The organism is Streptomyces sp. 150FB (assembly GCF_000818195.1).
Classification (GTDB): domain Bacteria; phylum Actinomycetota; class Actinomycetes; order Streptomycetales; family Streptomycetaceae; genus Streptomyces.
Window position 1 is genome coordinate 8,786,925 of sequence record NZ_JTHL01000001.1, and the last position, 25,432, is coordinate 8,812,356.

The 25,432-nt window shown below is 70.7% G+C and carries 23 protein-coding genes and 1 pseudogene; 17 read left to right on the top strand and 7 right to left on the bottom strand.

Annotation, left to right across the window (positions count from 1 at the left end):
• The first annotated feature begins 521 nt into the window (after positions 1–521).
• Both QR77_RS37730 and QR77_RS37735 read left to right on the top strand, forming a co-directional pair.
• Positions 522–725 carry a cold-shock protein gene (locus tag QR77_RS37730; protein WP_014061102.1) on the top strand — a complete coding sequence of 68 codons (204 nt, stop codon included), beginning with the start codon at positions 522–524 and terminating at the stop codon, positions 723–725.
• 374 nt (positions 726–1,099) lie between these two features.
• Positions 1,100–2,677: a DEAD/DEAH box helicase gene (locus QR77_RS37735; RefSeq protein ID WP_040026472.1), complete on the top strand. Its 1,578-nt coding sequence runs from the start codon at positions 1,100–1,102 to the stop codon at positions 2,675–2,677.
• Positions 2,678–2,788: 111 nt separating this feature from the next.
• Here QR77_RS37735 and QR77_RS37740 read toward each other — a convergent pair whose 3' ends face one another.
• Positions 2,789–3,097 carry an SCO5918 family protein gene (locus QR77_RS37740; protein WP_040026473.1) on the bottom strand — a complete coding sequence of 103 codons (309 nt, stop codon included), beginning with the start codon at positions 3,095–3,097 and terminating at the stop codon, positions 2,789–2,791.
• Positions 3,098–3,279: 182 nt separating this feature from the next.
• On the bottom strand, positions 3,280–4,257 hold the full coding sequence (locus QR77_RS37745; RefSeq protein WP_040026474.1) for an aldo/keto reductase: 978 nt from the start codon (positions 4,255–4,257) through the stop codon (positions 3,280–3,282).
• Positions 4,258–4,722: 465 nt separating this feature from the next.
• Between QR77_RS37745 and QR77_RS37750 the strand changes: the two genes are divergently transcribed.
• Positions 4,723–5,580 (top strand): glutathione S-transferase C-terminal domain-containing protein, encoded by an 858-nt coding sequence (locus QR77_RS37750; RefSeq protein ID WP_040026475.1) that lies wholly within the window; start codon positions 4,723–4,725, stop codon positions 5,578–5,580.
• Here the strand turns inward: QR77_RS37750 and QR77_RS37755 are convergent.
• Entirely contained in the window at positions 5,558–6,118 is a 561-nt protein-coding gene (locus QR77_RS37755) for a hypothetical protein (RefSeq protein WP_236710975.1), read from the bottom strand. The two genes, QR77_RS37750 and QR77_RS37755, sit on opposite strands and share 23 nt — an antisense overlap.
• Before the next feature lie 258 nt (positions 6,119–6,376).
• On the opposite strand from QR77_RS37755, the gene QR77_RS37760 reads away from it, so the two are divergent.
• Together QR77_RS37760 and QR77_RS37765 are read left to right on the top strand one after the other, a co-directional pair.
• Positions 6,377–6,775 carry an SAV_915 family protein gene (locus tag QR77_RS37760; RefSeq protein ID WP_052489368.1) on the top strand — a complete coding sequence of 133 codons (399 nt, stop codon included), beginning with the start codon at positions 6,377–6,379 and terminating at the stop codon, positions 6,773–6,775.
• A 150-nt stretch (positions 6,776–6,925) separates the two neighbouring features.
• Positions 6,926–7,459, top strand: a complete 534-nt coding sequence (locus QR77_RS37765; protein WP_040026476.1) for a type 1 glutamine amidotransferase domain-containing protein — start codon at positions 6,926–6,928, stop codon at positions 7,457–7,459.
• Positions 7,460–7,531: 72 nt separating this feature from the next.
• On the opposite strand, the gene QR77_RS37770 is transcribed toward QR77_RS37765, so the two are convergent.
• A complete protein-coding gene (locus QR77_RS37770) occupies positions 7,532–7,915 on the bottom strand; it encodes a VOC family protein (protein WP_040026477.1) in 384 nt (127 codons plus the stop codon).
• 306 nt (positions 7,916–8,221) lie between these two features.
• Here QR77_RS37770 and QR77_RS37775 point away from each other — a divergent pair, with 306 nt between their 5' ends.
• From QR77_RS37775 to QR77_RS37795, 5 genes are all read left to right on the top strand, one after another.
• On the top strand, positions 8,222–8,557 hold the full coding sequence (locus QR77_RS37775) for a hypothetical protein (RefSeq protein ID WP_052489817.1): 336 nt from the start codon (positions 8,222–8,224) through the stop codon (positions 8,555–8,557).
• Positions 8,554–9,168, top strand: a complete 615-nt coding sequence (locus QR77_RS37780; protein WP_040026479.1) for a 2Fe-2S iron-sulfur cluster-binding protein — start codon at positions 8,554–8,556, stop codon at positions 9,166–9,168. The genes QR77_RS37775 and QR77_RS37780 overlap by 4 nt, the downstream gene beginning before the upstream one ends.
• Entirely contained in the window at positions 9,165–10,154 is a 990-nt protein-coding gene (locus QR77_RS37785) for a xanthine dehydrogenase family protein subunit M (protein ID WP_040026480.1), read from the top strand. The genes QR77_RS37780 and QR77_RS37785 overlap by 4 nt, the downstream gene beginning before the upstream one ends.
• Positions 10,155–10,235: 81 nt before the next feature.
• The gene (locus tag QR77_RS37790) at positions 10,236–12,329 is read left to right on the top strand and encodes a xanthine dehydrogenase family protein molybdopterin-binding subunit (RefSeq protein ID WP_040026481.1); all 2,094 of its coding nucleotides are present in this window, start codon (positions 10,236–10,238) and stop codon (positions 12,327–12,329) included.
• Between the two features lie 154 nt (positions 12,330–12,483).
• The gene (locus QR77_RS37795; protein WP_040026482.1) at positions 12,484–13,008 is read left to right on the top strand and encodes an ATP-binding protein; all 525 of its coding nucleotides are present in this window, start codon (positions 12,484–12,486) and stop codon (positions 13,006–13,008) included.
• 205 nt (positions 13,009–13,213) lie between these two features.
• Here the strand turns inward: QR77_RS37795 and QR77_RS37800 are convergent.
• A pseudogene (locus tag QR77_RS37800) lies at positions 13,214–13,648 on the bottom strand (DUF5709 domain-containing protein); the annotation flags it as partial.
• 96 nt (positions 13,649–13,744) lie between these two features.
• On the bottom strand, positions 13,745–14,890 hold the full coding sequence (locus QR77_RS37805) for a glutathione-independent formaldehyde dehydrogenase (RefSeq protein WP_040026483.1): 1,146 nt from the start codon (positions 14,888–14,890) through the stop codon (positions 13,745–13,747).
• 245 nt (positions 14,891–15,135) lie between these two features.
• On the opposite strand from QR77_RS37805, the gene QR77_RS37810 reads away from it, so the two are divergent.
• The 6 genes from QR77_RS37810 to ligD all read left to right on the top strand — a co-directional run bounded on the left by QR77_RS37810 (position 15,136) and on the right by ligD (position 23,817).
• On the top strand, positions 15,136–16,458 hold the full coding sequence (locus tag QR77_RS37810; protein WP_040026484.1) for an NAD(P)/FAD-dependent oxidoreductase: 1,323 nt from the start codon (positions 15,136–15,138) through the stop codon (positions 16,456–16,458).
• Between the two features lies 1 nt (position 16,459).
• Positions 16,460–18,307 carry a transketolase gene (locus tag QR77_RS37815; RefSeq protein ID WP_040026485.1) on the top strand — a complete coding sequence of 616 codons (1,848 nt, stop codon included), beginning with the start codon at positions 16,460–16,462 and terminating at the stop codon, positions 18,305–18,307.
• A gap of 380 nt (positions 18,308–18,687) precedes the next feature.
• Positions 18,688–18,981, top strand: a complete 294-nt coding sequence (locus QR77_RS37820; RefSeq protein ID WP_347359831.1) for a WhiB family transcriptional regulator — start codon at positions 18,688–18,690, stop codon at positions 18,979–18,981.
• Between the two features lie 71 nt (positions 18,982–19,052).
• Entirely contained in the window at positions 19,053–20,459 is a 1,407-nt protein-coding gene (locus QR77_RS37825; RefSeq protein ID WP_040026486.1) for an NADP-dependent succinic semialdehyde dehydrogenase, read from the top strand.
• Positions 20,460–20,500: 41 nt separating this feature from the next.
• Complete coding sequence (locus tag QR77_RS37830) at positions 20,501–22,882, top strand: phosphoketolase family protein (protein ID WP_040026489.1); 2,382 nt, start codon at positions 20,501–20,503, stop codon at positions 22,880–22,882.
• A gap of 29 nt (positions 22,883–22,911) precedes the next feature.
• On the top strand, positions 22,912–23,817 hold the full coding sequence (ligD, locus tag QR77_RS37835) for a non-homologous end-joining DNA ligase (RefSeq protein ID WP_040026490.1): 906 nt from the start codon (positions 22,912–22,914) through the stop codon (positions 23,815–23,817).
• Positions 23,818–23,837: 20 nt separating this feature from the next.
• On the opposite strand, the gene QR77_RS37840 is transcribed toward ligD, so the two are convergent.
• The gene (locus QR77_RS37840; RefSeq protein ID WP_107069163.1) at positions 23,838–24,212 is read right to left on the bottom strand and encodes a tetratricopeptide repeat protein; all 375 of its coding nucleotides are present in this window, start codon (positions 24,210–24,212) and stop codon (positions 23,838–23,840) included.
• A 115-nt stretch (positions 24,213–24,327) separates the two neighbouring features.
• On the opposite strand from QR77_RS37840, the gene QR77_RS37845 reads away from it, so the two are divergent.
• The gene (locus tag QR77_RS37845) at positions 24,328–25,293 is read left to right on the top strand and encodes a pirin family protein (RefSeq protein WP_040026492.1); all 966 of its coding nucleotides are present in this window, start codon (positions 24,328–24,330) and stop codon (positions 25,291–25,293) included.
• Positions 25,294–25,432: the final 139 nt, after the last annotated feature.

Here is a 25,432-nt window from a genome sequence, read left to right on the forward strand (position 1 = left end):
AAGGCGTGTACGAGGCGCTGGCCTGGGTCTGCGGACACAGCGACCGGCGGCCGTGAGGGGCGCCCGCCCGCCGGGTGCCCCGGTTCTGGTTCCGGGGGAGGGAAGCTATCTGTAGCGGGCGCGGCAGATGTGCGACCGCCGCCCCCGGGGCGCCGCCAGGAGTGCGGCGCCGCTCACACCGTATGCGGGGCGGCTCCGGGCGGTCTTCCGGTTCCCGGCCCGGAGTGCTTCCCCGAATATCTATTGCCGCAGCTACAGAAATTACCGTGATGTGCGGAGAGAATTTATGGCCTGGCAGGCGGAGCGATGGGACGTGCCGTGCCCGCACGGTTGCGCCGTGCTACTGTTGATCTCAGTTGCAGTTGTGGTTCCCAAAGACTTCAAGTGCTCTTGCTGACTTTATGTGTCGGCGGGTGCGCTTTTGTATTTCCGGTGTTTTTGCCGGACGGGGTAATCATCACGGCGACGTGGGGCTTGCACAGTGCGAGCCTCCGGGCACATTGCCCCGAAGGAGATCTGACATGGCTAGTGGCACCGTGAAGTGGTTCAACGCGGAAAAGGGCTTCGGTTTCATCGAGCAGGACGGCGGCGGCGCTGACGTCTTCGCCCACTACTCGAACATCGCCGCCCAGGGCTTCCGTGAGCTTCAGGAAGGCCAGAAGGTGAACTTCGACGTCACCCAGGGCCAGAAGGGCCCCCAGGCGGAGAACATCGTTCCCGCCTGACGCTGAAGCGTACGACGTAGCTGGGGCCCGCTCCTTGGGATGCGGGCCCCAGCTACGTCGCTTTATTTCCCGACCCGCCCGCGTGCCGTGACAGCCTTACGGCCGGGTGGCGCCGGCGCAGCATCGCCGACCTGCCGACGGTGGCCGAACAGGCCCCGCCGGAGCCGGCCGCACCACACCCGCCCCGGCCTCGCGCCCCGGCGGCACACCGCCTCTGATCGGCGGACGCCGCGCATTCAGACATGCCGGTTCCGGCTATTTTTCACCCCGGCGAGGCTCCCTTTTCATTATTTTTCCCGGCTCGTTCTTGCGATTCTTTGTGCGTTCATTTCGCCAGGAATTCTCGATACGCGCCGCATCGAGAAAGGTTCTGCATGAACCGCACAGTTCGTACCAACGACCGTTACTCCCGCACCCGTTCGGGTGGCAGCTCGGCCGGCTCCGCCAAGGGCGGCCGCTTCGGCGCGCAGTCCTCGGGACGGCCGAGCGGCGGTCAGGGCCGGTCAGGAGCGCCCAGCCGTTCCGGTGGTGGCTACGGCCGCCGTCCCGCCGCCCAGCAGGGCGAGTTCGCCCTGCCGGTCACCCTCACCCCCGCCCTTCCCGCCGCGGCCACGTTCGGCGAGCTCGAGATGCCGGACTCGCTGCTGAAGATGCTCACCAGCCTCGGCATGAACGAGCCCTTCCCGATCCAGGCCGCCACCCTGCCGAACTCGCTCGCGGGCCGTGACGTCCTCGGCCGTGGCCGCACCGGCTCCGGCAAGACCCTCGCCTTCGGCCTGGCGCTCCTCGTCCGCACGGCCGGACAGCGCGCCGAGGCCCGGCAGCCGCTCGCGCTGATCCTCGTTCCCACCCGCGAACTGGCCCAGCAGGTCACCGACGCGCTCACCCCGTACGCCAGGTCGCTCAAGCTGCGGCTCGCGACGGTCGTCGGCGGCATGTCGATCGGCCGGCAGGCCAGCGCGCTGCGCGGTGGCGCCGAGGTCGTCGTCGCGACGCCGGGACGCCTCAAGGACCTCATCGAGCGCGGCGACTGCCGCCTGGACCGGGTCAACATCACGGTGCTCGACGAGGCCGACCAGATGGCCGACATGGGGTTCATGCCCCAGGTCACCGAGCTGCTCGACCAGGTGCGCCCCGACGGCCAGCGGATGCTGTTCTCGGCGACGCTGGACCGTAACGTCGACCTCCTGGTCCGCCGCTACCTGCACGACCCGGTGGTCCACTCGGTCGACGCCTCGGTCGGCACGGTCACCACGATGGAACACCACGTGCTGTACGTCCACGGCGCCGACAAGTACGCCACCACCACCGAGATCGCCGCGCGCGAGGGCCGGGTGCTGATGTTCCTGGACACCAAGCACGCGGTGGACCGGCTGACCGAGCACCTGCTCAACAGCGGTGTACGGGCGGCGGCGCTGCACGGCGGCAAGTCCCAGCCCCAGCGCACCCGCACCCTGGCCCAGTTCAAGACCGGGCACGTCACGGTGCTGGTGGCCACCAACGTCGCCGCCCGCGGCATCCACATCGACAATCTCGACCTCGTGGTCAACGTGGACCCGCCCAGCGACCACAAGGACTACCTGCACCGCGGTGGCCGCACCGCCCGCGCCGGCGAGTCCGGCAGTGTCGTCACACTGGTCCTGCCGAACCAGCGCCGCGAGATGACCCGGCTGATGGCCGACGCCCGGATCACCCCGCAGATCGCCCAGGTCCGTTCTGGTGAGGCGGAGCTGAGCCGGATCACCGGTGCGCAGACACCCTCGGGTGTGCCGGTCACCATCTCGGCACCGGTCACCGAGCGCGCCAAGCGCGGTTCGTCGTCCGCACGCGGCCGTGGCCGCTCGCCCCAGGGACGCCGTACCTCGTCGTCCTCGGCTTCGTCGGCCTCGGCCTCGTCGAGGGCGCGTACGGGCACCTCGTCGTACCCGTCGACCCGCAGCAGCGCCGCCTGAGCCCTCGCGGCGCGCCCGGCGTGGCGTGACCTCACATGACAAAAGCAGCGCCCCGGTACCGGCCTCGAAAGGCCGGTACCGGGGCGTTCGTCACTCCGCCGACCTGGGCGGTCAGCCGGCAGCCGGGGTGCCGAGCAGCGCGGAGGCGGCCTCGACGGGGGTCGGGACCACCTCGGGCTCGGGCTCCGGGAGGGACCGGCAGGTGAAGCCGAGACGTGTCAGCGCCCTGACCACTTCACCGGCGGTGAAATCGCGCCGGTCCTGGCGGGTGATCACTTCACCCACCTGCTTGACCGGGTAGACCCGGCGGCTGATGATGACCGACTCACCGGTGATGGGCTCGGGCTTGATGCCCTTCATCGACTGCTGCACCTCGCTTTTGACCAGTTCGAAGGGGAAGCGGGCGATGACGCAACGCATAGTGCCTCGGCAGGGAGAAGGGGAAATCGCAGATACCCCTAGCATCCCACATGAACCCAGGTGCGGGAAGCCCGGTTATCCCGCCGCGTCTCCTCCCAATCACCGTGGATTAAGATCTCCGGCCGTCCATTCCCGAAAATTCCCCGGGCATTTCCATGGCGCGGTAAGGATTTCGAAGACGTTCAGAAACCTTCCGACGCGCGGGGTACGTAGTGCTCGCCCAGACGGTCGATCTCGTCGTCACCGAGGCGCAGCTCAGCGGCCGCGATCGCGTCCGTGAGGTGCTGCGCCTTCGTCACACCGACGATGGGCGCCGTGACGGCGGACCGGTGGAGCAGCCAGGCGAGAGCGATCTGCGCGCGGGACACACCGCGCTGCTCCGCGAGGTCGGCCACCGCCTTCACCGTGGCACGGTCGGAGTCCTCCGCCTGGTGGTAGAGGGTGCCGCCGAACCGGTCGGTCTCCGTACGGGGTGTGGTGGCGTCCCAGTCACGCGTGAGCCGGCCGCGCGCCAGCGGGCTCCACGGCAGCACCCCGACGCCCTGGTCCTCGCAGAAGGGAAGCATCTCGCGCTCCTCCTCGCGCATCAGCAGGTTGTACTGGTCCTGCATCGAGACGAAGCGCGTCCAGCCGTGCAGATCGGCGGTGTACTGCGCCTTGGCGAACTGCCAGGTCCACATCGACGAGGCACCGATGTAGCGCACCTTCCCCGCGCGTACGAGGTCGTGGAGCGCCTCCATCGTCTCCTCGACCGGCGTGTGCGGGTCGTACCGGTGTATCTGGTAAAGATCTATGTAGTCGGTGCCGAGACGCCGCAGGCTCGCTTCGGCCTGGGTGAATATCGCGGCGCGTGACAGGCCGCCTCCCTTGGGGCCCTCGTGCATCCGGCCGTGGACCTTGGTGGCGATCACCACTTCTTCCCGGCGCGCGAATTCCCCGAGGAGCTGTCCCGTCAGCTCCTCGCTGCTCCCGAGCGAGTAGACGTTGGCCGTGTCGAAGGTGGTGATGCCCGCCTCGACGGCCTGGCGGACGAGCGGGCGTGCCTCCTCGATACCCAGTGACCAGGGGTGGTTGCCCTGCTTCGGGTCGCCGAAGCTCATGCAGCCGAGGATGACCCTCGACACCTCAAGTCCGGTCCTGCCCAGACGAATCTGCTCCATCGTTTCTCCTCGGTACCCGCTGTGCTTTTCGTTCCGCGTCCCGGCACGGGGCGCGGAACGAGTCTGCCCCCACGCCCGCGCCGGACTCGTTCCGGGGGGAGGGGGCTCTTGACGGGGCAGCGGGGCGGCCCGACACTCAAAGACGGGACTCCGGCGAACAGGCGGGCAAAAATGGGACGTTCGGGGCGCGACACCGACTGTGCGGCCGTCATGGCCCGGTCGCTGCCGCTTCTGACGTCCCGCCGCCACATCGACCTGCTGCGGGTCTGCAGCGCGGCCGGTCCCCTGAGCTGACACGGCGACAGCCCCCGCTGTCGTCCGGTGCCGTCCGCGTATGTGCCGAATGCCCGACTTGTGCCCTTTTCTGCCCGTCGTGCGCGCCACCACTTCCAGCACCACCCACGGACCGCAGGGAGACGCATGCCCGCCACATCTCCGACATCTCCGACATTCACGGCGACGTATTTGGCGACCGAACCGGCACCGGCCATCCGCGGCAGGATCGGCGGCGACGCGCGCAGCGGTCACTACGCCGTACCGCGCCGCTACGGCCTCCACCTCTCGCGTACCTGTCCGTCCTGTCTGCGCATCGCCGTCACCCACAGCCTGCTCGACCTCGGCAGGGCGGTCCCCGTGACGCTGCTGCCTCCCGTACCCGACGGCCCCGGCGGCGAGTACGCGGCGCTGCGCCCGCTGTACGAGGCCAGCTCGCACCACCACCCCGGACCGGCGGCCGCGCCGGTGCTCACCGACAGTTGGACCGGCCGGATCGTCAGCACGTACAGCCCCGACATCCTGCGTGACCTGGCCCAGCGCTTCGGCGGCGGCGGGCCCGACCTGCGGCCGTGCGGTGACGAGGAGGCCATCGAGGCGGTCGTCCTGCTCTGCGAGAGCGGCATCGGCGAGTCGGCGCGGCGCGCCGGGCAGCCGGGCACCGACGCCGAGGCGCGCGACCGCGCCCTGGGCACTCTTTTCGCCGCGCTGGACTCGCTGGAACACCGGCTGGCGGACCGGGATTACGTGCTCGGCGGCGGACCGACCGCCGCCGACGTGCACCTGTGGGTGGCGCTGGCGCTGCTCGACATCGTGGACCGCCCGCACCTGGACACGGCTGCCCGGCGGTGCCTCACCCACTATCCGCGGCTCTGGGCATACGCCCAACGCCTCGCGTCACACGCCGACTTCGGCGCACACCTGGACCTGGAAGGCGTCGTCCGCAGGTATCACGCCTGCTGCCCCTGCCCCGAGGACGCCGGTACGGCGGAGCGGATCCGCGGCCGGATCGTGGACTGGGCGGCGCTCAGCCGAGACCTGACCGCCTGAGGACCAGCCGGGCCGTCTCAGTGTCGAGACGCGCCTCCAGCCTGCGCAGGGCGGGCGCACCCCACCGCAGTGTGCCGTTCCGCAGCGAGACCCGGGCGTCCTCGTCAAGACGGTGCCAGAGCTCCGGAGTGGCGAGGAGCACCCGGGCGTCCAGCTCGACCCGCCCGCCGTCCGTGTCACGCAGGACCAGACGCTGCGAGACCCCCTCGGGCCAGCGCACCGACACCAGCCGGTCGGTACGTACGGACCGCTCACTCAGCAGGCCGCGCGAGACCAGCCGCCCGGGAGCCGCCGACACCCTGGTCGGAAGCAGTACGGCGAACAGCAGCGCGGCCAGCGCGGTCCACAACGCCGTGTGCGCCACACCGAGCCCGCCGGCGACCGTGTCGACCGCCAGCAGAAGAGTAAGGAGCAGTGCCGCACAGCCGGCCGCGCAGCGCGCGGCGCCCGCCCAGTGGGCGTCACGCACGACGGCCCCCGGCGGACCGGCGCGACCGGGGGCGTGGTCCGTGACCTGCTGTGCGTGACGTTCTCCCATACCGGCGACGCTAGGCACTCCCCGCCGGCGTGCGGCGCCCGTTGACGCGGGGCTTACGCCGTACGGACCTGTTTTGACGCGCGCCTGACCCCCGGGGGCCCGCCCACGACCCGTCAACACCGCGTCAGGGGAAGGGCGGAGGAGGTCAAGACCACATCAGGGACAGGTTCTGGCGCGGGCCGAACCGGCGTAGCGTCAGGCACATGCCCCGCTTCCGTTCCGTGGACCGGGGCAATACGTCCGTATCAGGAGAAGCCGATGTACGAGCATCAGATCGACGAGGATCCCGAACCTTCCCATCCGGTCCCGGCCGGAACGCTCTACGTCCCGGTCCGGCCGGGTCCCGCCGGATACTGCGTCCGGCTCTTCCGTACCCCCCTCGGCGGCCGTACGGCTGTCGCCTTCACCACTGAGCGGCAGCTCGCCGCGACCCTCGGCACCGAGCAGACCTGGATCAGGCTCTCCGAACCCGCCCTCCGCGACCTCGCCGCACCGCTGGACGTCACCGCGGTCACGATCGACCCCCAGTTGGCGGCCACCGCACCGGAACCCGCCGTCGAACGGCCACTCGCCCTGCCACGGCCCGCCCTCGCCCCGCGGCCCGGCACCGTCTCCGGCCCTGCCGCCACCCCCGCCGCCGCTGCCGCCCGTACCTGAGTCCGGCCCGCGCCTCTCTCCGTCGCCCGACGCGCCCAAATGCCGTATATCGGCAAGAATCTTGCTGGTCGGCCCTGCGGCTGCCGTATAGGCACCCCGCCGCAGGGCACACGGACATGGCCGTACCGAGAGATGAAGGACGTGAGACGCATGCGAGTGGCTTTTCTCGTGGCTCCCGAGGGAGTGGAGCAGGTCGAGCTGACGGAACCCTGGAAGGCCGTGGGTGACGCCGGCGGGGAACACGTACTGGTCTCGACCGATCAGGGCCGTATCCAGGCGTTCAACCATCTCGACAAGGCGGACACCTTCCCGGTCGACACGACCGTGTCCGAGGTGTCCGCCGCCGACTACGACGCCCTGGTGCTGCCGGGCGGTGTCGCCAACCCGGACGCTCTGCGGACCGACGCGGGCGCCGTGGCGTTCGCGAAGAGCTTCTTCGACGCCGGAAAGCCGGTGGCGGCGATCTGCCACGCCTCGTGGACGCTGGTGGAGGCCGATGTGCTGCGCGGCCGGACGCTGACCTCGTGGCCCAGCCTCCAGACCGACATCCGCAACGCGGGCGGCACCTGGGTCGACGAGCAGGTCCATGTCTGCAAGACCGGGCCGAACACCCTGGTCACCAGCAGGAAGCCCGGCGACCTGAAGGCGTTCAGCGCGACGTTCCTCAAGGAGTTCGGCGCCTGACAGCGCCCTCCCGTACCGCCCGCCGGCCTCCGCCCGGTGCGTACCGTCAGCCACGGAACGCACCGGGCGCGGTCACGGGCGCGCGACGGCGAGGATGAAGGAGTGCCCGGCCGGGTCCGAGTAGACCCGCACATCGTGCGTGCCGCCGTTGTCCTTCGTCTCGATCGGCCGGGCGCCGAGGCCTATCGCCTCACGCTCGGCCTCGTCGATGTCTTCCTGTGCCACCAGGATGCGCAAGTGCGCCTGCTGAGAGGTCTCGGGCCGGGGCCAGCTCGCCGGCGCGTGGCCGTGATCCCGGTGTATCGCCAGATGCACCCCACTGTTGCCGACCACCTCCACGAAGTCCGGATCCTTTCCGATCCGGATCTCCGCGCCGAGGAAAGTCGAGTAGAACTCCGCCAGTTCGGTGGGTTCCGCGCTGTCAAGTACGAGAACGCTGGTCTTCGCGACGGTCATGCGGTGGCGTGTACCCCCGGCAGCGGGCAGCACACGGAGTGCGACGGCCGGAGACCGGAAAGGGTACGGCCGTCACCCCTCTGCCCGTACCCCGGCCGCGGCCTCATCGACCCCGCCGGACCGTGGTTGCCGCCGGGCCCGGCGGGTACCCGGGGGTCCCGGAGGCGTAGCCCGCCCGCCCGGCTCGGGTCGCAGACTCGCGGCCCCCGGGTGAGCCTTGAGGCGACCGCCTCACGGCACCGGCCGAGCAGCAGCACCGAGAGGACAGATCACGTGAGCAGTGCGGACCAGCCCGAATCGCAGGTCATGGTGGCGCTCAACGGGAATTCGAGGGCGGACGCGCACGCCGTGTTCGGAGCGCTTCGGACGGCCTTCGCCACCGACCGCCCCGCCGACGACCTGCCGGAGGACGTGCCGGGCGACCGGCCGACCGTATGGACCGCGACGTTCGACGTCTCGGATGTACAGGCCCAGCCGGAGCCCACCCGGCTGACGGCGCCGGTCACGGCCAGCCTCCACGGGGGGTACGCGGCGGTCGACCACCTGCGCAGGACCCTCGCCGCCGCGTTCACCGTACGGGTCGTCGGCACGGCCGCCGGCGACCAGGAGGAAGAGGTCCAGTTGCGGCTGGAGAACCGGTGACGCACGGCTCCGTACGGGACGCCGTCGACCGCTCCACCCTGACCCTCCACGTCAACGGCGAGTCCCGCACCCTGCTGCTGGACCACCGCGCCACAGTCCTCGACGTCCTGCGGGAACACCTCGGGCTCACCGGCGCCAAGAAGGGGTGTGACCACGGGCAGTGCGGTGCCTGCACCGTGCTCGTCGACGGCAGACGCATGAACGCCTGCCTGCTGCTGGCCGTGGCCCACGACGGCGCCCGCGTCACCACCGTAGAGGGCCTCGCCGAGGGGGACCGGCTGCACCCCATGCAGGAGGCGTTCCTCGCGAGGGACGCCCTCCAGTGCGGCTACTGCACACCCGGTCAGATCTGCTCGGCCGTCGGCATGCTCGCCGAGGCCGCCGACGGGTTCCCCTCGCACGTGACACCGATCCACGGCACACCGAATCACGCCACACCGATCCCCGGCACACCGGCCGATGTCACACCGGGCCGTGTCACCCCGGTGGAACCCGGCGCGGGGACGGCCCGGCTCACCCAGGAAGAGATCCGTGAGCGCATGAGCGGGAACCTGTGCCGCTGCGGTGCCTACCTCCGTATCGTCGAGGCCGTCGAGGACGTGTCACCGTGAAGCCCTTCGCGTACGTCCGCGCAGACAGCGCCGAGAACGCCGTACGGGCCTGGACGGGCCACAGCGGGATCGCCCGGTTCCTCGGCGGGGGCACCAACCTCGTCGACCTGATGAAGCTCGGAGTCGAGGCCCCGGACCTGATCGTCGACGTCGCCCGGCTGCCGCTCGACCGCGTCGAGGAACTCCCCGACGGGGGCCTACGGCTCGGCGCGACCGTACGCAACAGTGACCTGGCCGCGCACCACGCGGTCCGGGCCCGCTACCCCGTGCTGTCGCAGGCGCTGCTCGCCGGCGCGTCGGGGCAGCTCCGCAACGCGGCGACGACCGGCGGGAATCTGATGCAGCGCACCCGCTGCACCTACTTCCAGGACACCGCGAAACCCTGCAACAAGCGGGTGCCGGGCAGCGGATGTCCCGCGCGCGAGGGCGTCCACCGGGATCTGGCCGTGCTGGGGCACTCGGCCGACTGTGTCGCGACCAATCCCTCGGACATGTCCGTCGCCCTCGCCGCCGTCGACGCCGTGGTGGAACTGCGCGGCCCCGACGGCGAACGCACCGTGCCCGTCACCGACTTCCACCGGCTGCCCGGGGACCGGCCCGAACGGGACACCGAGATCCGGCCCGGCGAACTGATCACCGGCGTCCGGCTGCCACCCGTAGCCCCGGGCGCCCACTCGCGCTACCGCAAGGCGCGCGACCGCGCGTCGTACGCCTTCGCCCTCGCCTCGGTCGCCGCTGTGCTGGAGGTGCGTGACGGTACGGTCCGCCACGCAGCGCTGGCCTTCGGCGGGCTCGCACACCGGCCGTGGCGTGCCCGCGCGGCCGAAGAGGTGCTGGTGGGCGCCCCGGCCACGGAGGAGACCTTCGCGCGCGCCGCCGACGCCGAACTCGCGGCGGCCAGGCCCCTGCGCGACAACGGCTTCAAGGTGAAGCTCGCCCGCAATCTCGCGATCAGTGTGCTGGGAGACCTCGCGGCCCGCGCCTGAGCCCCTGCCCACCTGAGCCCCTGCCCACCGGACCCGCATTCCCCGCAGCCCTGAGCACCCGAGGACCCGAGGACCCCGAATATGAGCAACGAGCCGCTGGGCGCCCCCGTCGTCCGCCGCGACGGACGCGACAAGGTCACCGGCGCCGCGCGCTACGCGGCCGAGTACACCCCGCCGGGCTGCGCCTACGCATGGCCCGTGCCCGCCACCGTCGGCCGGGGCCGGGTCGCCGCCGTCCGCACGGCCGAGGTGCTGGCCATGCCCGGTGTGATCGCCGTACTCCACCACGAGAACGCCCCCCGGCTCGAACAGCCCGCCGACCGGACCCTGTGGGTGCTCCAGGACGACCGGGTGCCGCACCGCGGCTGGTACGTCGCGCTCGTCGTCGCCGAGAGCCTCGAAACCGCGCGGGCCGGGGCCGGGGCCCTCCGTGTCGACTACCGGACCGAGGAACACGACGTGGGCCCGGTCACCGCGGCGCACCCGGGGCTCTACACGCCCGAGACCGCCAACGCCGGCCACCCGGCGGACCGGGAGCACGGCGACTTCGACGTCGCCTTCGAAGCCGCGCCCGTACGGTTCGACGCCACCTACTCCATGGTCGGCCTGCACAACCACCCCATGGAGCCGCACGCGGCGACCGCGCACTGGCGGGACGGCCACCTCACCGTGCACGACTCCAGCCAGGGCACCACCGCCGTACGCGACGTCCTCGCCTCGATGTTCGGCATCGGTCCCGAGCGGGTCACCGTGATCGCCCAGCATGTCGGCGGCGGCTTCGGCTCCAAGGGGACACCCCGCCCCCAGGCGGTCATGGCGGCGATGGCGGCGCGCGTCACCGACCGCCCGGTCAAGCTCGTCCTGCCGCGCGCCCAGCTCGCCGCCGTGGTCGGGCACCGCGCACCGAACATCCAGCGGGTGCGGCTGGGGTCGGCCACGGACGGCATCATCACCGCCTTCGCGCACGAGGTGATCGCCCCGACCTCCACGGTCCGCGAGTTCGTGGAACAGACAGCGGTCCCCGGCCGCGTCATGTACACATCCCCGAGCAGCCGCACCACCCACCGCGTCGCGGCACTCGACGTACCCAGTTCCTCCTGGATGCGCGCACCCGGCGAGGCTCCCGGCATGTTCGCCCTGGAGTCGGCGATGGACGAACTCGCGACCCTGCTCGACCTCGACCCTGTCGACCTGCGGCTGCGCAACGAACCCGACACCGAACCCGACAGCGGCCTCCCCTTCAGCAGCCGCCATCTCATCGAGTGCCTGCGCGAGGGTGCCGAGCGGTTCGGCTGGGAGTCCCGCGCCCACGACCGCTCCACGCGCACCGAGGGCGATCTGCTGCTCGGTACGGGGGTGGCGGCGGCCAGCTACCCCGTGCTCGTCAGCCGCTCGTCCGCGTCCGCCCACGCGTCCGCCGACGGCTCCTACCTGATCAGGACCAACGCCACCGACATCGGCACCGGCGCCCGCACCGTACTCGCGCAGATCGCCGCCGACGCGCTCGGTGCCCCGCTGGACGACGTACGGGTCGAGATCGGCGACAGCGACCTGCCATCGGCTCCGCTGGCCGGCGGGTCGTCGGGCACGGCGTCCTGGGGCTGGGCGGTGCACAAGGCGTGCACCGGTCTCGCCGAGCGGCTGCGCGCGCTCCCGGGGCCGGTCCCGCGCGACGGGGTGAGTGTCGCGGCCGACACCGACGAGGAGACGGCGCAGAAGCCGCCCTTCGCGCGCCACGCCTTCGGGGCGCACTTCGCCGAGGTACAGGTCGACAGGGTCACGGGGGAGGTGCGGCTGCGCCGCCTGCTCGGCGTCTACGCGGCCGGCCGCATCCTCAACGCCCGCACCGCTCGCTCCCAGTTCATCGGCGCCATGATCATGGGCGTCGGCATGGCGCTGACCGAGGGCTCCACCATGGACCCGGTGTTCGGCGACTACGCCGAGAGGGACCTCGCCACCTACCACGTACCGTGCTGCGCCGACATCCGGAACATCGAGGCGCACTGGCTCGACGAGGACGACCCGCACCTGAATCCGATGGGCAGCAAAGGCATCGGGGAGATCGGCATCGTGGGTACGGCGGCGGCCGTCGCCAACGCCGTACGGCACGCCACCGGGGTGCGCCTGCGGGACCTTCCCCTCACCCCCGACAAGCTCCTGCCCCATCTCCTGTGATGTCCCCTGTGATGTCCCCGTCCGTGTTGCGGGACCGGCCCGGCGAAGGGATCCTGAGAGTGACCCAGAAGTGTCTTTCGCTCACGCTTCGTATTCGGGGGTCGTTGGTGCAACGTGGTGAAGCCCGTGGGCCTCTCTGTGAGGAGCCTCGAACATGACAGTTCCACTCGCCAGACAGTACGTGGTGGAATTGCACGCCTCGGATGAGCGCGTTCCGCAGATCCGGCGCACCGTCGCCGCACACCTCCGGCGCTGGACTCTCGACCTGCATGTCGAGCCTGTCGGCGCCGGCCTCGACGAGCTGATCAGCAACGTCCGCCGGCACGCGGGCCAGGGCGCCGACGGCGTCCGATGTGTGGTCGAACTCCGGCTGACAGGACGCCACTTGACGGTCTCCGTCGAGGACGGCGGCCCCCGCATGCCACGGCTGCTCACGGCCGGCGGCGGGGGCCTCGCGCGGGTCGCCGCGCTCAGCGACAGTTGGGGTACGTGCGCCACGCCGGGGGGCAAAGTCGTGTGGTTCACCAGAAGCGTGGCGTCCCCCGACGATGTGTTCCGGACGGCCGGAATCCCGCTGGGCGGGGTGGGAACGGAGCAGTCGGGGCCCGTCATGCCGGCGGGGCCGGTGCCGGTCCCCGGACCTGTCGCGGTCCACGATTCCGGCCCGGTCGTTGTCTGACAGCGGGAAGCCGCACACCGGGCGGACGGCGCCTGCCGTCGCCCGGCGTACGGCACGGTGTGCGGTACGCACGGTGCCGGGACACGGCAGCCGCTCACCCCGCCGTGTAGTCGTCCTCCGTGTTGTCCCCCGACAGGTCGACCTCGGCCGCGCGGTCCTCCGCCGTACCGAACTCGTCCATGTCGTCGGCGGCGCCGGCCTCGGGTACAAGATGCACCGCGGCCTCCTCAGCCGAGGCGGCGGCGCCGTCGATGCCCACGTCGCTCGCGATCATGTCCTTCTCGGCGTCCTCGTGGGCCCCCTCGTCGGGTGCGACGAGCCGGCCGGACCTCGCCTCGCCGACCTCGTCGTCCACCATCTCGCCGTCGCCGTACACCAGGTCACCGAGCCCGTCGCCGTCAGGTCCGCCGGTGTCGGGGATCTCCTCCGCGAGGCGCTGGTCCAGCGATTCGCCGTCCCGCTGCTCGGCGGCCGTCGTACCCGTGTGGTTCAGACCCAGCGGGCGCTCGGGCGGCGACCAGCCCTCGTCGAACGGGTCGGATCCCCGGTCGACGAGTGTGTCCTCGGGGTCGAGGATGCCCTCGTCCTCGGTCACGTCGTCCCCGTCGGCGTCGTCCGGCTGGTAGACCTCGTCGCCCATCGAGAACTCGTCGCCCGTCGTCCCGTTGCCGTCACCGCTCACGTCGTTCACGTACCTCTCTTCGCTCCGTGTCTCTCACCCGGCGCCCGCCACCGCTCAGGCCGCCGGGTGCAGCAGCACCTTCGTCCAGCCGTCGTCGCGGGCGTCGAAGTGCCGGTACCCCTCGGGAGCCTCGGTAAGCGGCAGCTCGTGCGACACGATCCAGGACGGCTCGGCCTTGCCCTGCTCGATGAGCGCGCACAACTGCCGGTTGTAGGCTTTGACATCACACTGGCCGGAGCCCATCGTCTGGCCCTTGAACCAGTGCAGACCGAAGTCGAAGGCGACCTCGCCGTCCTGGTAGAGCGAGTCCGGGCTGCTGGGATCCTGCGGCACGAACACACCGACCACACCGATGCCACCGGTGGCCTTCACCGAGTGCACCAGGCTGTTGAGTGTCATGTTGGGGTGCTCGCCGCCCTGGGGGTCATGGGCCTGGTAGCCCACACACTCGCAGCCCCGGTCGGCGCCCGCGCCCTTGGTGATCTCGTCGACCTGTTCCTCCGCGGTGGCGACCGTGTCGTCGACGGGGACGGCACCGATCTTCTCGGCCAGCGCCAGCCTGTCCGGGTTCGAGTCGACGACCATGACCTGGGCGGCGCTCCGCAGATTCGCGGACAGGGCCGCCATCAGACCCACCGGTCCCGCCCCGTAGATAACCACCGAATCACCGGCCCGCACACCGGCGAGTTCGGTGGCGTGCCACCCGGTGGGGAAGACGTCGGAGAGCATCACGTAGTCGCTCTCCCTGTCGTGCGCGTCGCCGGGCAGGACCAGGCAGTTGTGGTCGCCGTACGGCACCCTGAGCAGCTCGGCCTGACCTCCGGCGTGCGGCCCCATGTCGGCGAAACCGTACGCGGCACCCGCCGTGCGCGGGTCGGGGTTGGTGGTCAGGCAGTACGCGGTCCTGCCCGCTTCGCAGTTGCGGCAGAACCCGCAGGAGATGTTGAACGGGAGACAGACCATGTCGCCCACGCGCACCCGGTCGACGCCGTCACCGACGGCGATCACCTCGCCGAGGTTCTCGTGACCGAGGATCCGGCCCGTCTCCATGTCCGTGCGGCCCTCGTACATATGAAGGTCGGAACCACAGATGTTGGTGGTGGTGACCCTCACCAGAACGTCGGTGGGACGCTCGATCCGGGCGTCCGGCACGTCCTTGACGCTGACGTCGTGTGCGCCTTCGTAGACGAGAGCCTTCATGGCACTTTCTCCTGCCTCACGGCATGCCCCTGCGCCCGGTCTCCGAGATCTGCGGGAGCACGCTCTCGGTCACCCCCCCTTCGTCCCACCTTCGCATCAATCACCACCGTGTCAAACGACGGGCGGAAGGCCCCTGTCACGGCTTCGGGAGCCGCCCCGCGAGGGCTCCGCGTTTGCCACAGCCCGCCGTGGGAACCAGGTGGGTCCGTCCGTACGACCCCATATGTCACCGTCCGGAGTCGAACGTGAGCCGAGAACGTGTCGTCATCGTCGGAGCCGGGTTCGCCGGCTACCAGACCGCTCGTACCCTCTCCCGTCTGCTGGGGGACAAGGCCGAGATCGTCCTGCTCAACCCGACCGACTACTTCCTCTACCTGCCGCTGCTGCCGCAGGTGGCGGTGGGAATCCTGGAACCGCGCCGGGTGACCGTCTCCCTCACGGGGACACTGCGCCGCACACGGCTGGTCCTCGGCGAGGCCGACCGCGTCGACCTGGAGTCGCGGCGAGTCGGTTACGTCGACCCGGAGGGCGGCCGGGGCGAGCTGGCGTACGACCGGCTGGTGCTGACCGTGGGCAGTGTCAACAAGCTGCTGCCGATCCCCGGTGTCGCCGAGTACGCCCACGGCTTCCGGGGACTGCCCGAAGCGATCTACCTGCGGGACCACATCACCCGCCAGGTGGAGCTGGCGGGCGCCACCGACGACCGTGCGCAGGGCGCAGCCCGCGCCACGTTCGTCGTGGTCGGCGCCGGCTACACCGGCACCGAAGTGGCCGCGCAGGGAAAGCTGTTCACCGACTCGCTGGTGAGTGAGCAGACCGTGTGGCGGCACGGCCCCCGGCCGCGCTGGCTGCTCCTCGACATCGCCCCCCGGGTGCTGCCGGAGCTGGACCCCAGGCTGTCGGTGACCGCCGACCGGGTGCTGCGAAGACGCGGGATCGAGGTACGGACAGGCACCTCGGTCAGGGAGGCCACGCCGGCCGGTGTCACCCTGGACAACGGGGAGTTCGTCGCGACCCGCACCCTCGTCTGGTGTGTGGGCGTACGGCCCGACCCACTGGTCTCCGAGGTCGGCCTGCCCCTGGAGCGGGGCAGGCTGCTGGTCGACGCCTGGCTCAACGTGCCTGATCATCCTGAGGTGTTCGCCTGCGGTGACGCCGCAGCCGTACCGGATCTCACCAGGCCGGGGGAGTACACGCCCATGACGGCCCAGCACGCCGGACGGCAGGGCAAGACCGCCGGACGCAATGTGGCCGCTTCCCTCGGCGTCGGGGAGCGACAGACGTATCAGCACAACGACTTGGGCTTCGTCGTGGACCTCGGCGGCGTCAAGGGCGCGGCCAACCCGCTCGGCGTACCGCTGTCGGGTTTGCTCGCCGGAGCGGTCACCCGCGGCTACCACCTGGCGGCCATGCCGGGAAACCGGCTGCGGGTCGCCGCCGACTGGCTGCTCGACGCGATGTCACCACGGCAGGCCGTACAACTCGGCATGGTCCGATCACCGGCCGTGCCCCTCGAATCCTCTTCGCCCGAACTCAGCCGAACCCCGGGCGCGCCCGATAAGGAGTGACATGCAGAGCGAAGAACTGACCGAACTGGGACAGCAGTTGAGGGTGGACTCGGTACGCGTGGCCGACAAGGCGGGGTCGGGACACCCGACGTCGTCGATGTCCGCCGCCGACCTGATGGCCACCCTGCTCGCCAACCACCTCCACTACGATTTCGACCGCCCCGACCACCCGGGCAACGACCACCTGATCTTCTCCAAGGGGCATGCCTCGCCGCTCCTTTACTCGATGTACCTGGCGGCCGGCGCTATCGACGAGGACGAGTTCCTCACCTACCGCACGCTCGGCAGCAGGCTCGAAGGCCATCCAACTCCCCGTCTCCCGTGGGTGGATGTCGCCACCGGCTCCCTCGGACAGGGACTGCCCGTCGGCGTCGGCATGGCGCTCGCCGGACAGCGCCTCGCCCCGAACCCCTTCCACGTCTGGGTGCTGTCCGGGGACAGCGAGATGGCGGAAGGCTCCGTCTGGGAGGCCATCGAGCATGCGGGCGACCAGCACCTGGACTCGCTGACGCTGATCATCGATGTCAACCGGCTGGGCCAGCGAGGACCCACCAGGCACCAGCGGGACCTGGCCGCGTACGGGCGCAGGCTGCGCGCGTTCGACTGGCACACCATCGAGATCGACGGCCATGACGTCGACGCCGTGGACGCCGCCTTCAACGAGGCGCGCTCGACCATGGGCAAGCCGACAGCGATTATCGCCGGTACCCGCAAGGGCAAGGGCGTCGCCGCCGTCGAGGACCGCGAAGGTATGCACGGCAAGCCGCTGAAGGACGCGCCGGCCGCCATCGAGGAGCTGGGCGGCCGCCGGTCGATCCGGGTGGAGGTGGCGAAGCCCGCCAGTCCGGCCACCCCGGCCCCGGACGCGGGCCACCACGGCCACCCCGACCTGCCGGGCTACGAGGTGGGTGACTCCGTCGCGACCCGTGACGCGTACGGCAAGGCACTCGCCGCCCTCGGCTACGCGCGCGGTGACGTCGTCGCGCTGGACGGCGAGGTCAGCGACTCCGACCGGGCCGAGTTCTTCGCCAAGGAGCACCCCGACCGGTTCTTCGAGTGCTACATCGCCGAACAGCAGCTCGTGGGAGCCGCTGTCGGCATGCAGGCGCTCGGGAGGGTCCCGTACGCCTCGACGTTCGCCGCCTTCCTGACCCGGGCGCACGACTTCCTGCGGATGGCGGCGGTCAGCCGCGCCTCGATCAATGTCGTCGGCTCGCACGCGGGTGTCGCGATCGGCCAGGACGGCCCCTCCCAGATGGGCCTCGAAGACCTGGCGATGTTCCGCGCCATCCACGGGAGCACGGTGCTCCACCCCTGCGACGCCAACCAGACCACGCAGCTCGTGGCGACCATGCACGCGCTGAAGGGCGTGCGGTACCTGCGTACCCTGCGCGGTGAGACGCCGGTCATCTACGGTGCCGACGAGCAGTTCCCGGTCGGCGGCAGCAAGGTGCTGCGCCACTCGGACGCGGACCGGGTGACGCTGGTCGCCGCCGGAACCACCGTCCACGAATGCCTCCGGGCGGCCGACCAGCTCGCCGAGGACGGCATCGCCGTCCGCGTCATCGACCTGTACTCGGTCAAGCCGGTCGACGAGCGCACACTCCAGACGGCAGCCGAGGACACCGGGTGCCTGGTCACGGTCGAGGACCACCACCCGCAGGGCGGTATCGGTGACGCGGTCGCCGAATCGTTCTCCGACGGCCGTCCCACACCGCGGCTGGTACGTCTCGCCGTCGGGAACATGCCGGGCTCGGCGACCTCCCACGAACAGTTGCGGGCGGCGGGCATCGACGCGGACTCGATCGCGGCCGGGCTGCGGCTGCTGGTGGAGAAGGTCATCCGCTGACGGCCCCCGCGCGCTCCTGAGACGTCCGCTCCCCGACACGTCTGCTCCCTCACGCGCACGCCAGATCCGGCCGGTCGCGCATGGAACCGGCCGGATCCGGCGTCCGTACGTCGGCCCGTCACCTGTCACCCGTTTCGCAGCGAGTGACCGGGTACGCGAACAGCACACGGCGAAAGCACGAGAAGGGATCCGGCATGGACACCGGCAGCGGCCCGCGTACGGCGACGGCCGACAACACATCGGACCGGCGAGCAGGACCGGTCAGGACAGCGGACAGGACCGCGGACAGGACACCAGGCAGGACAGCGGGCCTGTCCGGCGTCGACCCCGGCGGAGGCCCCGGCGGCCTGGGCCTCCCCGACGCGGACACCTGGGAGTGGCTGCGCCGGGCAGCCTGCGTGGACGCCGACCCGGAGCTGTTCTTCCCGGTGGGGGAGTCGGGACCCGCCGCCGAGCAGGCGGAGCGCGCCAAGCAGGTGTGTCACGGCTGCCCGGTGGAGGAGCAGTGTCTCGAATGGGCGCTGAGCACCAACCGTACTTCCGGCGTGTGGGGCGGTACGGACGAGGAGGAGCGCAGGCGGCTGCGCCGTCGCGGTGACCGCCGCAGGGCCGTCCAGGCGGCCCCGCCGCGCGGCAGGCAGCAGTCGGCGCCGGGCCGTTCACGCCGCCCCTGAGGGCCGCCCCGTGTTGCGGGGCCCCGCAGGTCGCGAAAGGGTCCAACTGTCGAGTCCAGGAGGAAGCACTCATGCCCATCGCGACGGTCAATCCCGCCAGCGGGGAGACGCTCAAGACGTTCGACGCGCTGGGAAGCGACGAGATCGAGCGTGCTCTCGCGATCGCCGAGACCACGTTCCGGCAGTACCGCACCACCGCGTTCGGCGAGCGGGCGCGGCTGCTGAACCGCGCAGCCGATCTGCTCGAACAGGACGCGCCGGACATCGCGCGCACCATGACCATCGAGATGGGCAAGCCGGTCGCCGCCGCCCGCGCCGAGGCCCTGAAGTGCGCCAAGTCGATGCGCTGGTACGCGCGCAACGCCCCCCGGCTGCTGGCCGACGAGCATCCGTCCGACACGGACGTGCAGGACTCGGGCGCCTCCCGCGCGTATGTGCGCTACCGCCCGCTCGGTGTGGTCCTCGCTGTGATGCCGTGGAACTTCCCGCTCTGGCAGGTCGTACGGTTCGCGGCCCCCGCGCTCATGGCCGGCAACGTCGGCCTCCTCAAGCACGCGTCGAACGTGCCGCAGACCGCGCTGTACCTGGAGGACCTCTTCCGCAGGGCCGGGTTCCCCGAAGGCTGCTTCCAGACGCTGCTGGTGGGCTCCGGCGCGATCGAGGCCATCCTGCGCGACCCGCGCGTGGCGGCGGCGACTCTCACCGGCAGCGAGCCGGCGGGCCGCTCGGTCGCCGCGATCGCGGGCGACGAGGTCAAGAAGACCGTGCTGGAACTGGGCGGCAGCGACCCGTACGTGGTCATGCCGTCGGCGGACATCGAGCGGGCGGCGAAGACGGCGGTGACGGCCCGCGTACAGAACAACGGCCAGTCCTGCATCGCGGCCAAGCGGTTCATCGTCCACGCGGACGTCCACGACGACTTCGCCGAGCGGTTCACCGCGGGGATGCGTGATCTGAAGGTCGGTGACCCGCTGGACGAGTCCACCGACGTCGGCCCGCTCTCCAGCGAGCAGGGCCGCTCCGACCTCGAAGACCTGGTCGACGACGCCCTCAGCCACGGCGCCACCGCGCTCTGCGGCGGCCGGCGCCCCGAACATCTCACCCAGGGCTGGTACTACAGCCCCACCGTGCTCACCGACATCACCGACAGCATGCGCATCCACCGCGAGGAGACCTTCGGCCCGGTCGCCACGCTCTACCGGGTCGAGAGCCTGGACGAGGCGGTCAGGGTCGCCAACGACACGCCGTTCGGGCTGAGTTCGAACGTATGGACGCGCGACGAAGGCGATGTGCGCCGCTTCGTACGCGACCTGGAGGCGGGCGGTGTGTTCTTCAACGGGATGACCGCGTCCCACCCGGCCCTGCCCTTCGGCGGTGTGAAGCGCTCCGGGTACGGGCGTGAGCTGTCCGAGCACGGCATCCGGGAGTTCTGCAACGCCACCACGGTATGGCACGGCGCCGACCCCGACGCGGGGTGACGGCAAGCGCACGCAGCGCACCGGACGACCAGGAGACGAGCATGCACGAGGCGGACACCGCGAAGGCCCCGATCAGCGACAGCGACATCGTCGCTCTCGACACCCACTGGCGCGCGGCCAACTATCTTGCTGTCGGGCAGATCTACCTGATGGCCAACCCCCTGCTGCTCGAACCGCTGGCACCCGGACACATCAAGCCCCGGTTGCTGGGCCACTGGGGCACCTCACCGGGCCTGAACCTCGTGTACACCCACCTCAACCGCCTCATCACGACACGCGGGATCGACGCGCTCTGTGTCTGGGGGCCGGGGCACGGCGGGCCCGCCGTACTCGCCAACTCCTGGCTGGAGGGCACGTATTCGCAGACGTACCCCGATGTCAGCCGGGACCGGGAGGGCATGGACGTACTGTTCAGGCAGTTCTCCTTCCCCGGCGGAGTGCCCAGCCATGTCGCGCCCGAGACACCGGGATCGATCCACGAGGGCGGCGAACTGGGCTACTCCCTCGCCCATGCCTACGGCGCCGCGCTGGACCACCCCGACCTGCTCGTCACCTGTGTGATCGGTGACGGCGAGGCCGAGACCGGGCCGCTCGCCGCCTCCTGGCACTCCAACAAGTTCCTGGACCCGGTGCACGACGGCGCCGTACTCCCGGTGCTGCATCTCAACGGCTACAAGATCGCCAACCCGACGGTGCTCGCCCGGCTCCCCGAGGCCGAACTCGACTCACTGCTGCGGGGATACGGCCACGAACCGCTGTACGTCAGCGGAGACAAACCGCTCGTCGTCCACCGTGCGATGGCCGAGGCGATGGACCGGGCCGTGGACCGGATCGCGCAGATCCAGCACGACGCCCGCGAGGGCCGCGCCACCGAACGTCCCAACTGGCCCATGATCGTGCTGCGTACGCCCAAGGGTTGGACGGGACCGCGGGAGGTCGACGGCCTGCCCGTCGAGGGAACATGGCGCTCCCACCAGGTCCCGCTGGCCGGCGTACGCGACAACCCCGAGCATCTGCGGCAGTTGGAGGCGTGGATGCGCTCCTACGGTCCGGAGGACCTGTTCGACGCGACGGGCGCGCCGCACCCCGACGTACTCACCTTCGTGCCAGAGGGCGATCGCAGGCTCGGCGCGACACCGTACGCCAACGGCGGTCTGCTGCTGCGGGATCTGCCGATCCCACCGCTGGAGCGGCACGCGGTACGGGTCGACAAACCGGGCACCGTCCTGCACGAACCCACGCGTGTGCTCGGCGGGTTGCTCGAAGCGGTGATGGAAGCGACGTCCGGGCGAAGGGACTTCCGGGTCGTGGGGCCCGATGAGACCGCCTCCAACCGCCTTGAGGCCCTCTACGAGGCCAGCGGGAAGGCGTGGCAGGAGCGGACACTGCCCACCGACGAGAACCTGTCCCGCGACGGACGAGTGATGGAGGTGCTGTCCGAACACCTCTGCCAAGGCTGGCTGGAGGGCTATCTCCTGACGGGTCGTCATGGCCTGTTCTCCAGCTACGAGGCCTTCGCGCACATCGTCGACTCGATGGTCAACCAGCACATCAAATGGCTGCGGACCTCGCGCCGGCTGCCCTGGCGCCGGCCCATCGCCTCGCTGAACTACCTGCTGACCTCACACGTCTGGCGCCAGGACCACAACGGCTTCTCCCACCAGGACCCCGGCTTCGTCGACAACATCCTGAACAAGAGCCCCGAAGTCGTACGGGTCTACCTGCCGCCGGACGCCAACACCCTGCTGTCGGTGGCCGACCACGCGCTCCGCAGCCGCGACTACGTCAATGTGATCATCGCCGGCAAGCAGCCCAGCTTCGACTGGCTCACCCTCGAAGAGGCGATCGACCATTGCGCACGCGGTGCGGGAGCCTGGCCGTGGGCGGGTACGGAGGACGGATCGCGCGAGCCGGACGTGGTGCTGGCCTGCGCGGGCGACGTACCGACCCTGGAGACGCTGGCCGCCGCGGACCTGCTGCGCCGCCATCTGCCGGAGTTGGCCGTACGGGTGGTCAATGTCGTCGACATGGCGCGTCTGCTGCCCCACGAGCAGCACCCGCACGGGATGACGGACTCCGACTACGACGCGCTGTTCACCACTGACAAGCCGGTGATCTTCGCCTACCACGGCTATCCGTGGCTCATCCACCGGCTGGCCTACAACCGTGAGGGACACACCAACCTCCACGTGCGCGGCTACAAGGAGGAAGGGACGACCACCACCCCCTTCGACATGGTCGTCCGCAACGACCTCGACAGATACCGGCTGGTCATGGACGTGATCGACCGGGTGCCGGGGCTCGGTGTGCGGTCGGTCGCCGTACGCCAGGCCATGGCCGACGTACGTACCCGGCACCACGCCTGGATCCGCGAGCACGGCACCGACCTGCCCGAGGTCGCCGACTGGACCTGGACGGGCTGACGGGCCAGGACAGAGGAGAGGGGCGAGCGATGAGCGAATCCACGAAGGTACGGGCCGGCGGGCGGACCGTCGAGGTCCACCGCCCGGACAAGGTCCTCTTCCCCGGGCCCGGCCTGACCAAGGCGGACCTCGTCGAGTACTACCGGAGCGTGGCGCCCTTCATGCTCCCCGAACTCGCGGGCAGACCCCTGATGTTGGAACGGCATCCGGACGGGCTGGACGGCCCCCGGTTCATGCAGAAGAACACCCCGGCCTCCTACCCGGACTGGATCCACCGCGTCGAACTGGCGAAGAAGGGCGGGACCGTCACCCACACGGTGTGCGACAACACGGCGACCCTGGTGTACCTCGCCGACCAGGCGTCCCTGACCATCCACCGCTGGCTCTCGCACGCCGCCCGGCCGGACTTCCCCGACCGGCTCGTCTTCGACCTGGACCCCGCCGAGGACGACTTCGAGAGCGTACGCGGCGCCGCGCGCCAACTCGGCGAACTGCTCGGCGAACTCAAGCTGCCCAGCGCCCTGATGACAACCGGGTCGAAGGGGCTGCATGTGATCGTCCCGCTCGACGGCCGCGCGGGCTTCGACGACGTACGCGCGTTCGCCGCCGATGTGGCGGGCACCCTGGCCGGGCGCGACCCGGACCGGCTGACCACGGAGGTCAGGACGGGGGAGCGGGGCGGCAGGCTCTACCTGGACGTACAACGCAACGGGTACGCGCAGACGGCCGTCGCCCCGTACTCCGTACGCCCGGGGGACAGGGCGCCGGTCGCGACGCCCATCACCTGGGAGCAGCTCGACGACCCGGAGGTCACCGCCCGCCGCTGGACGTTGACGGACGTCCTGGAGCAGGCGGAGACCCGCCCCTGGTCGGATCTGCCGGCCAGGGGCAGGGCACTGGGACCGGCGCGCAGGCGGCTCGAAGCGCTGAAGTAGTCAGCGGCGCGTGCCGCTGACTAGGCGGCGGCGGACTCCTCCCGATCACCCTCGTCGGGGAATTCCCCGGCCAGCGCGGCAGCCAGCCGGAGGTGAGGCGTGGCCTCCTCGGAACGGCCCTGCCGCTCCAGCGTGCGGCCGAGCATCAGCCGTGCGTAGTGCTCGACGGGGTCCCGCTCCAGAACGGCGAGCAGTTCGGTCTCCGCCTTCCGCAGCCGCGCGGAGTGGTAGTACGCACGGGCGAGCAGCAACCGGGGAGCGACCTGCTCGGGGACCTCTTCCACCAGCCCGCCGAGGATGCGGGCGGCCGTGACGTACTCCTTGGCGTCGAAGAACATCAGCGCGCGGTCCCAGCGCTCCGCCGCCGTACCGTACTCGTAGTACGTGCTTTCCACGTGGTCCACCTCCATTGTCTGGTGTCCGCTGCAACAAGGTGAGATGGTTGAACATTCCACTACCGCTCGGCGTGAGAGCTGACGGACGGCACGCGACAGGATTAGGTTGAGCCCCATGAGCAATCTTGACCGTCAGGCCACCCCTACCCTGTGCGGCGGCCGGGGCTTCGTCGTCGCCGAACCGGTGCGAGAACTCCTGAGCCCCCGCAAGGTCCAGCTCGGCGAGTCCACCGAGGTCCGCAGGCTGCTGCCGAACCTCGGCCGCCGCATGGTCGGGGCCTGGGCGTTCGTCGACCACTATGGTCCTGACGACATCGCGGGCGAGTCGGGCATGCAGGTGCCGCCGCACCCGCACATGGGACTCCAGACCGTGAGCTGGCTGCACGACGGCGAGGTCCTGCACCGCGACAGCCTGGGCAGCCTGCAGACCGTACGGCCGCGTGAGCTGGGCCTGATGACCTCGGGCCGCGCGATCTCGCACTCCGAGGAAAGCCCCCGGAACCACGCGCGCCTGCTGCACGGCGCACAGCTCTGGGTCGCCCTCCCGGACGCCCACCGCGCCGTCGAACCACACTTCCAGCACCACACGGACCTGCCCGAGGTCACTGCACCGGGACTGACGGCGACAGTCATCCTCGGCGAACTCGACGGCACCCGCTCACCCGGCACGACGTACACCCCCCTGGTCGGCGCCGACCTCGCACTCACGGCGGGCGCGGAGGCCTCGGTGCCGCTGGACCCCGACTTCGAGTACGCGGTACTGGCCATGTCGGGCGAGGCGGAGGTCGACGGCGTACCCGTACTGCCGGGCTCGATGCTCTACCTCGGCTGCGGCCGCTCGGAACTCCCGCTGCGGGCGGGGTCGGACGCCGGCCTGATGCTGCTGGGCGGCGAGCCGTTCGAGGAGGAGATCGTGATGTGGTGGAACTTCGTGGGCCGCTCGCACGAGGAGATCGAGGCGGCGCGAAGGGACTGGATGGAGAGCACCCGCTTCGGCGAGGTAAGGGGTTACGACGGTGACCGGCTGGCCGCTCCCGAACTGCCGCCGGTCGCGCTGAAACCACGGGGCCGGGTGCGCTGACCTGGGGCGATGTGTCTCTCGCGTGCGTCTCCGAGAGCCCTCGCTGTGTCCCCTCGCCTACGGGGACAGGGGACGCGGCGACGCTCGGCGGGGGCCTGTTCCTCGGATGCCAGGTACCTGCAGGTGTCGGCATCTGTGA

Bases quoted from the DNA above. Each gene is read 5' to 3' on its own strand.
- QR77_RS37770 (WP_040026477.1), bottom strand. From the start codon at position 7,915: ATGACCGTCGCGAAGACCAGCGTTCTCGTACTTGACAGCGCGGAACCC.
- QR77_RS37755 (WP_236710975.1), bottom strand. From the start codon at position 6,118: ATGGGAGAACGTCACGCACAGCAGGTCACGGACCACGCCCCCGGTCGC.
- QR77_RS37825 (WP_040026486.1), top strand. From the start codon at position 19,053: ATGCCCATCGCGACGGTCAATCCCGCCAGCGGGGAGACGCTCAAGACG.
- QR77_RS37845 (WP_040026492.1), top strand. From the start codon at position 24,328: ATGAGCAATCTTGACCGTCAGGCCACCCCTACCCTGTGCGGCGGCCGG.
- QR77_RS37730 (WP_014061102.1), top strand. From the start codon at position 522: ATGGCTAGTGGCACCGTGAAGTGGTTCAACGCGGAAAAGGGCTTCGGT.
- QR77_RS37745 (WP_040026474.1), bottom strand. From the start codon at position 4,257: ATGGAGCAGATTCGTCTGGGCAGGACCGGACTTGAGGTGTCGAGGGTC.
- QR77_RS37775 (WP_052489817.1), top strand. From the start codon at position 8,222: ATGGTGGCGCTCAACGGGAATTCGAGGGCGGACGCGCACGCCGTGTTC.
- QR77_RS37760 (WP_052489368.1), top strand. From the start codon at position 6,377: ATGTACGAGCATCAGATCGACGAGGATCCCGAACCTTCCCATCCGGTC.
- QR77_RS37740 (WP_040026473.1), bottom strand. From the start codon at position 3,097: ATGCGTTGCGTCATCGCCCGCTTCCCCTTCGAACTGGTCAAAAGCGAG.
- QR77_RS37830 (WP_040026489.1), top strand. From the start codon at position 20,501: ATGCACGAGGCGGACACCGCGAAGGCCCCGATCAGCGACAGCGACATC.
- QR77_RS37815 (WP_040026485.1), top strand. From the start codon at position 16,460: ATGCAGAGCGAAGAACTGACCGAACTGGGACAGCAGTTGAGGGTGGAC.
- QR77_RS37795 (WP_040026482.1), top strand. From the start codon at position 12,484: ATGACAGTTCCACTCGCCAGACAGTACGTGGTGGAATTGCACGCCTCG.
- QR77_RS37805 (WP_040026483.1), bottom strand. From the start codon at position 14,890: ATGAAGGCTCTCGTCTACGAAGGCGCACACGACGTCAGCGTCAAGGAC.
- QR77_RS37790 (WP_040026481.1), top strand. From the start codon at position 10,236: ATGAGCAACGAGCCGCTGGGCGCCCCCGTCGTCCGCCGCGACGGACGC.
- ligD (WP_040026490.1), top strand. From the start codon at position 22,912: ATGAGCGAATCCACGAAGGTACGGGCCGGCGGGCGGACCGTCGAGGTC.
- QR77_RS37765 (WP_040026476.1), top strand. From the start codon at position 6,926: ATGCGAGTGGCTTTTCTCGTGGCTCCCGAGGGAGTGGAGCAGGTCGAG.
- QR77_RS37735 (WP_040026472.1), top strand. From the start codon at position 1,100: ATGAACCGCACAGTTCGTACCAACGACCGTTACTCCCGCACCCGTTCG.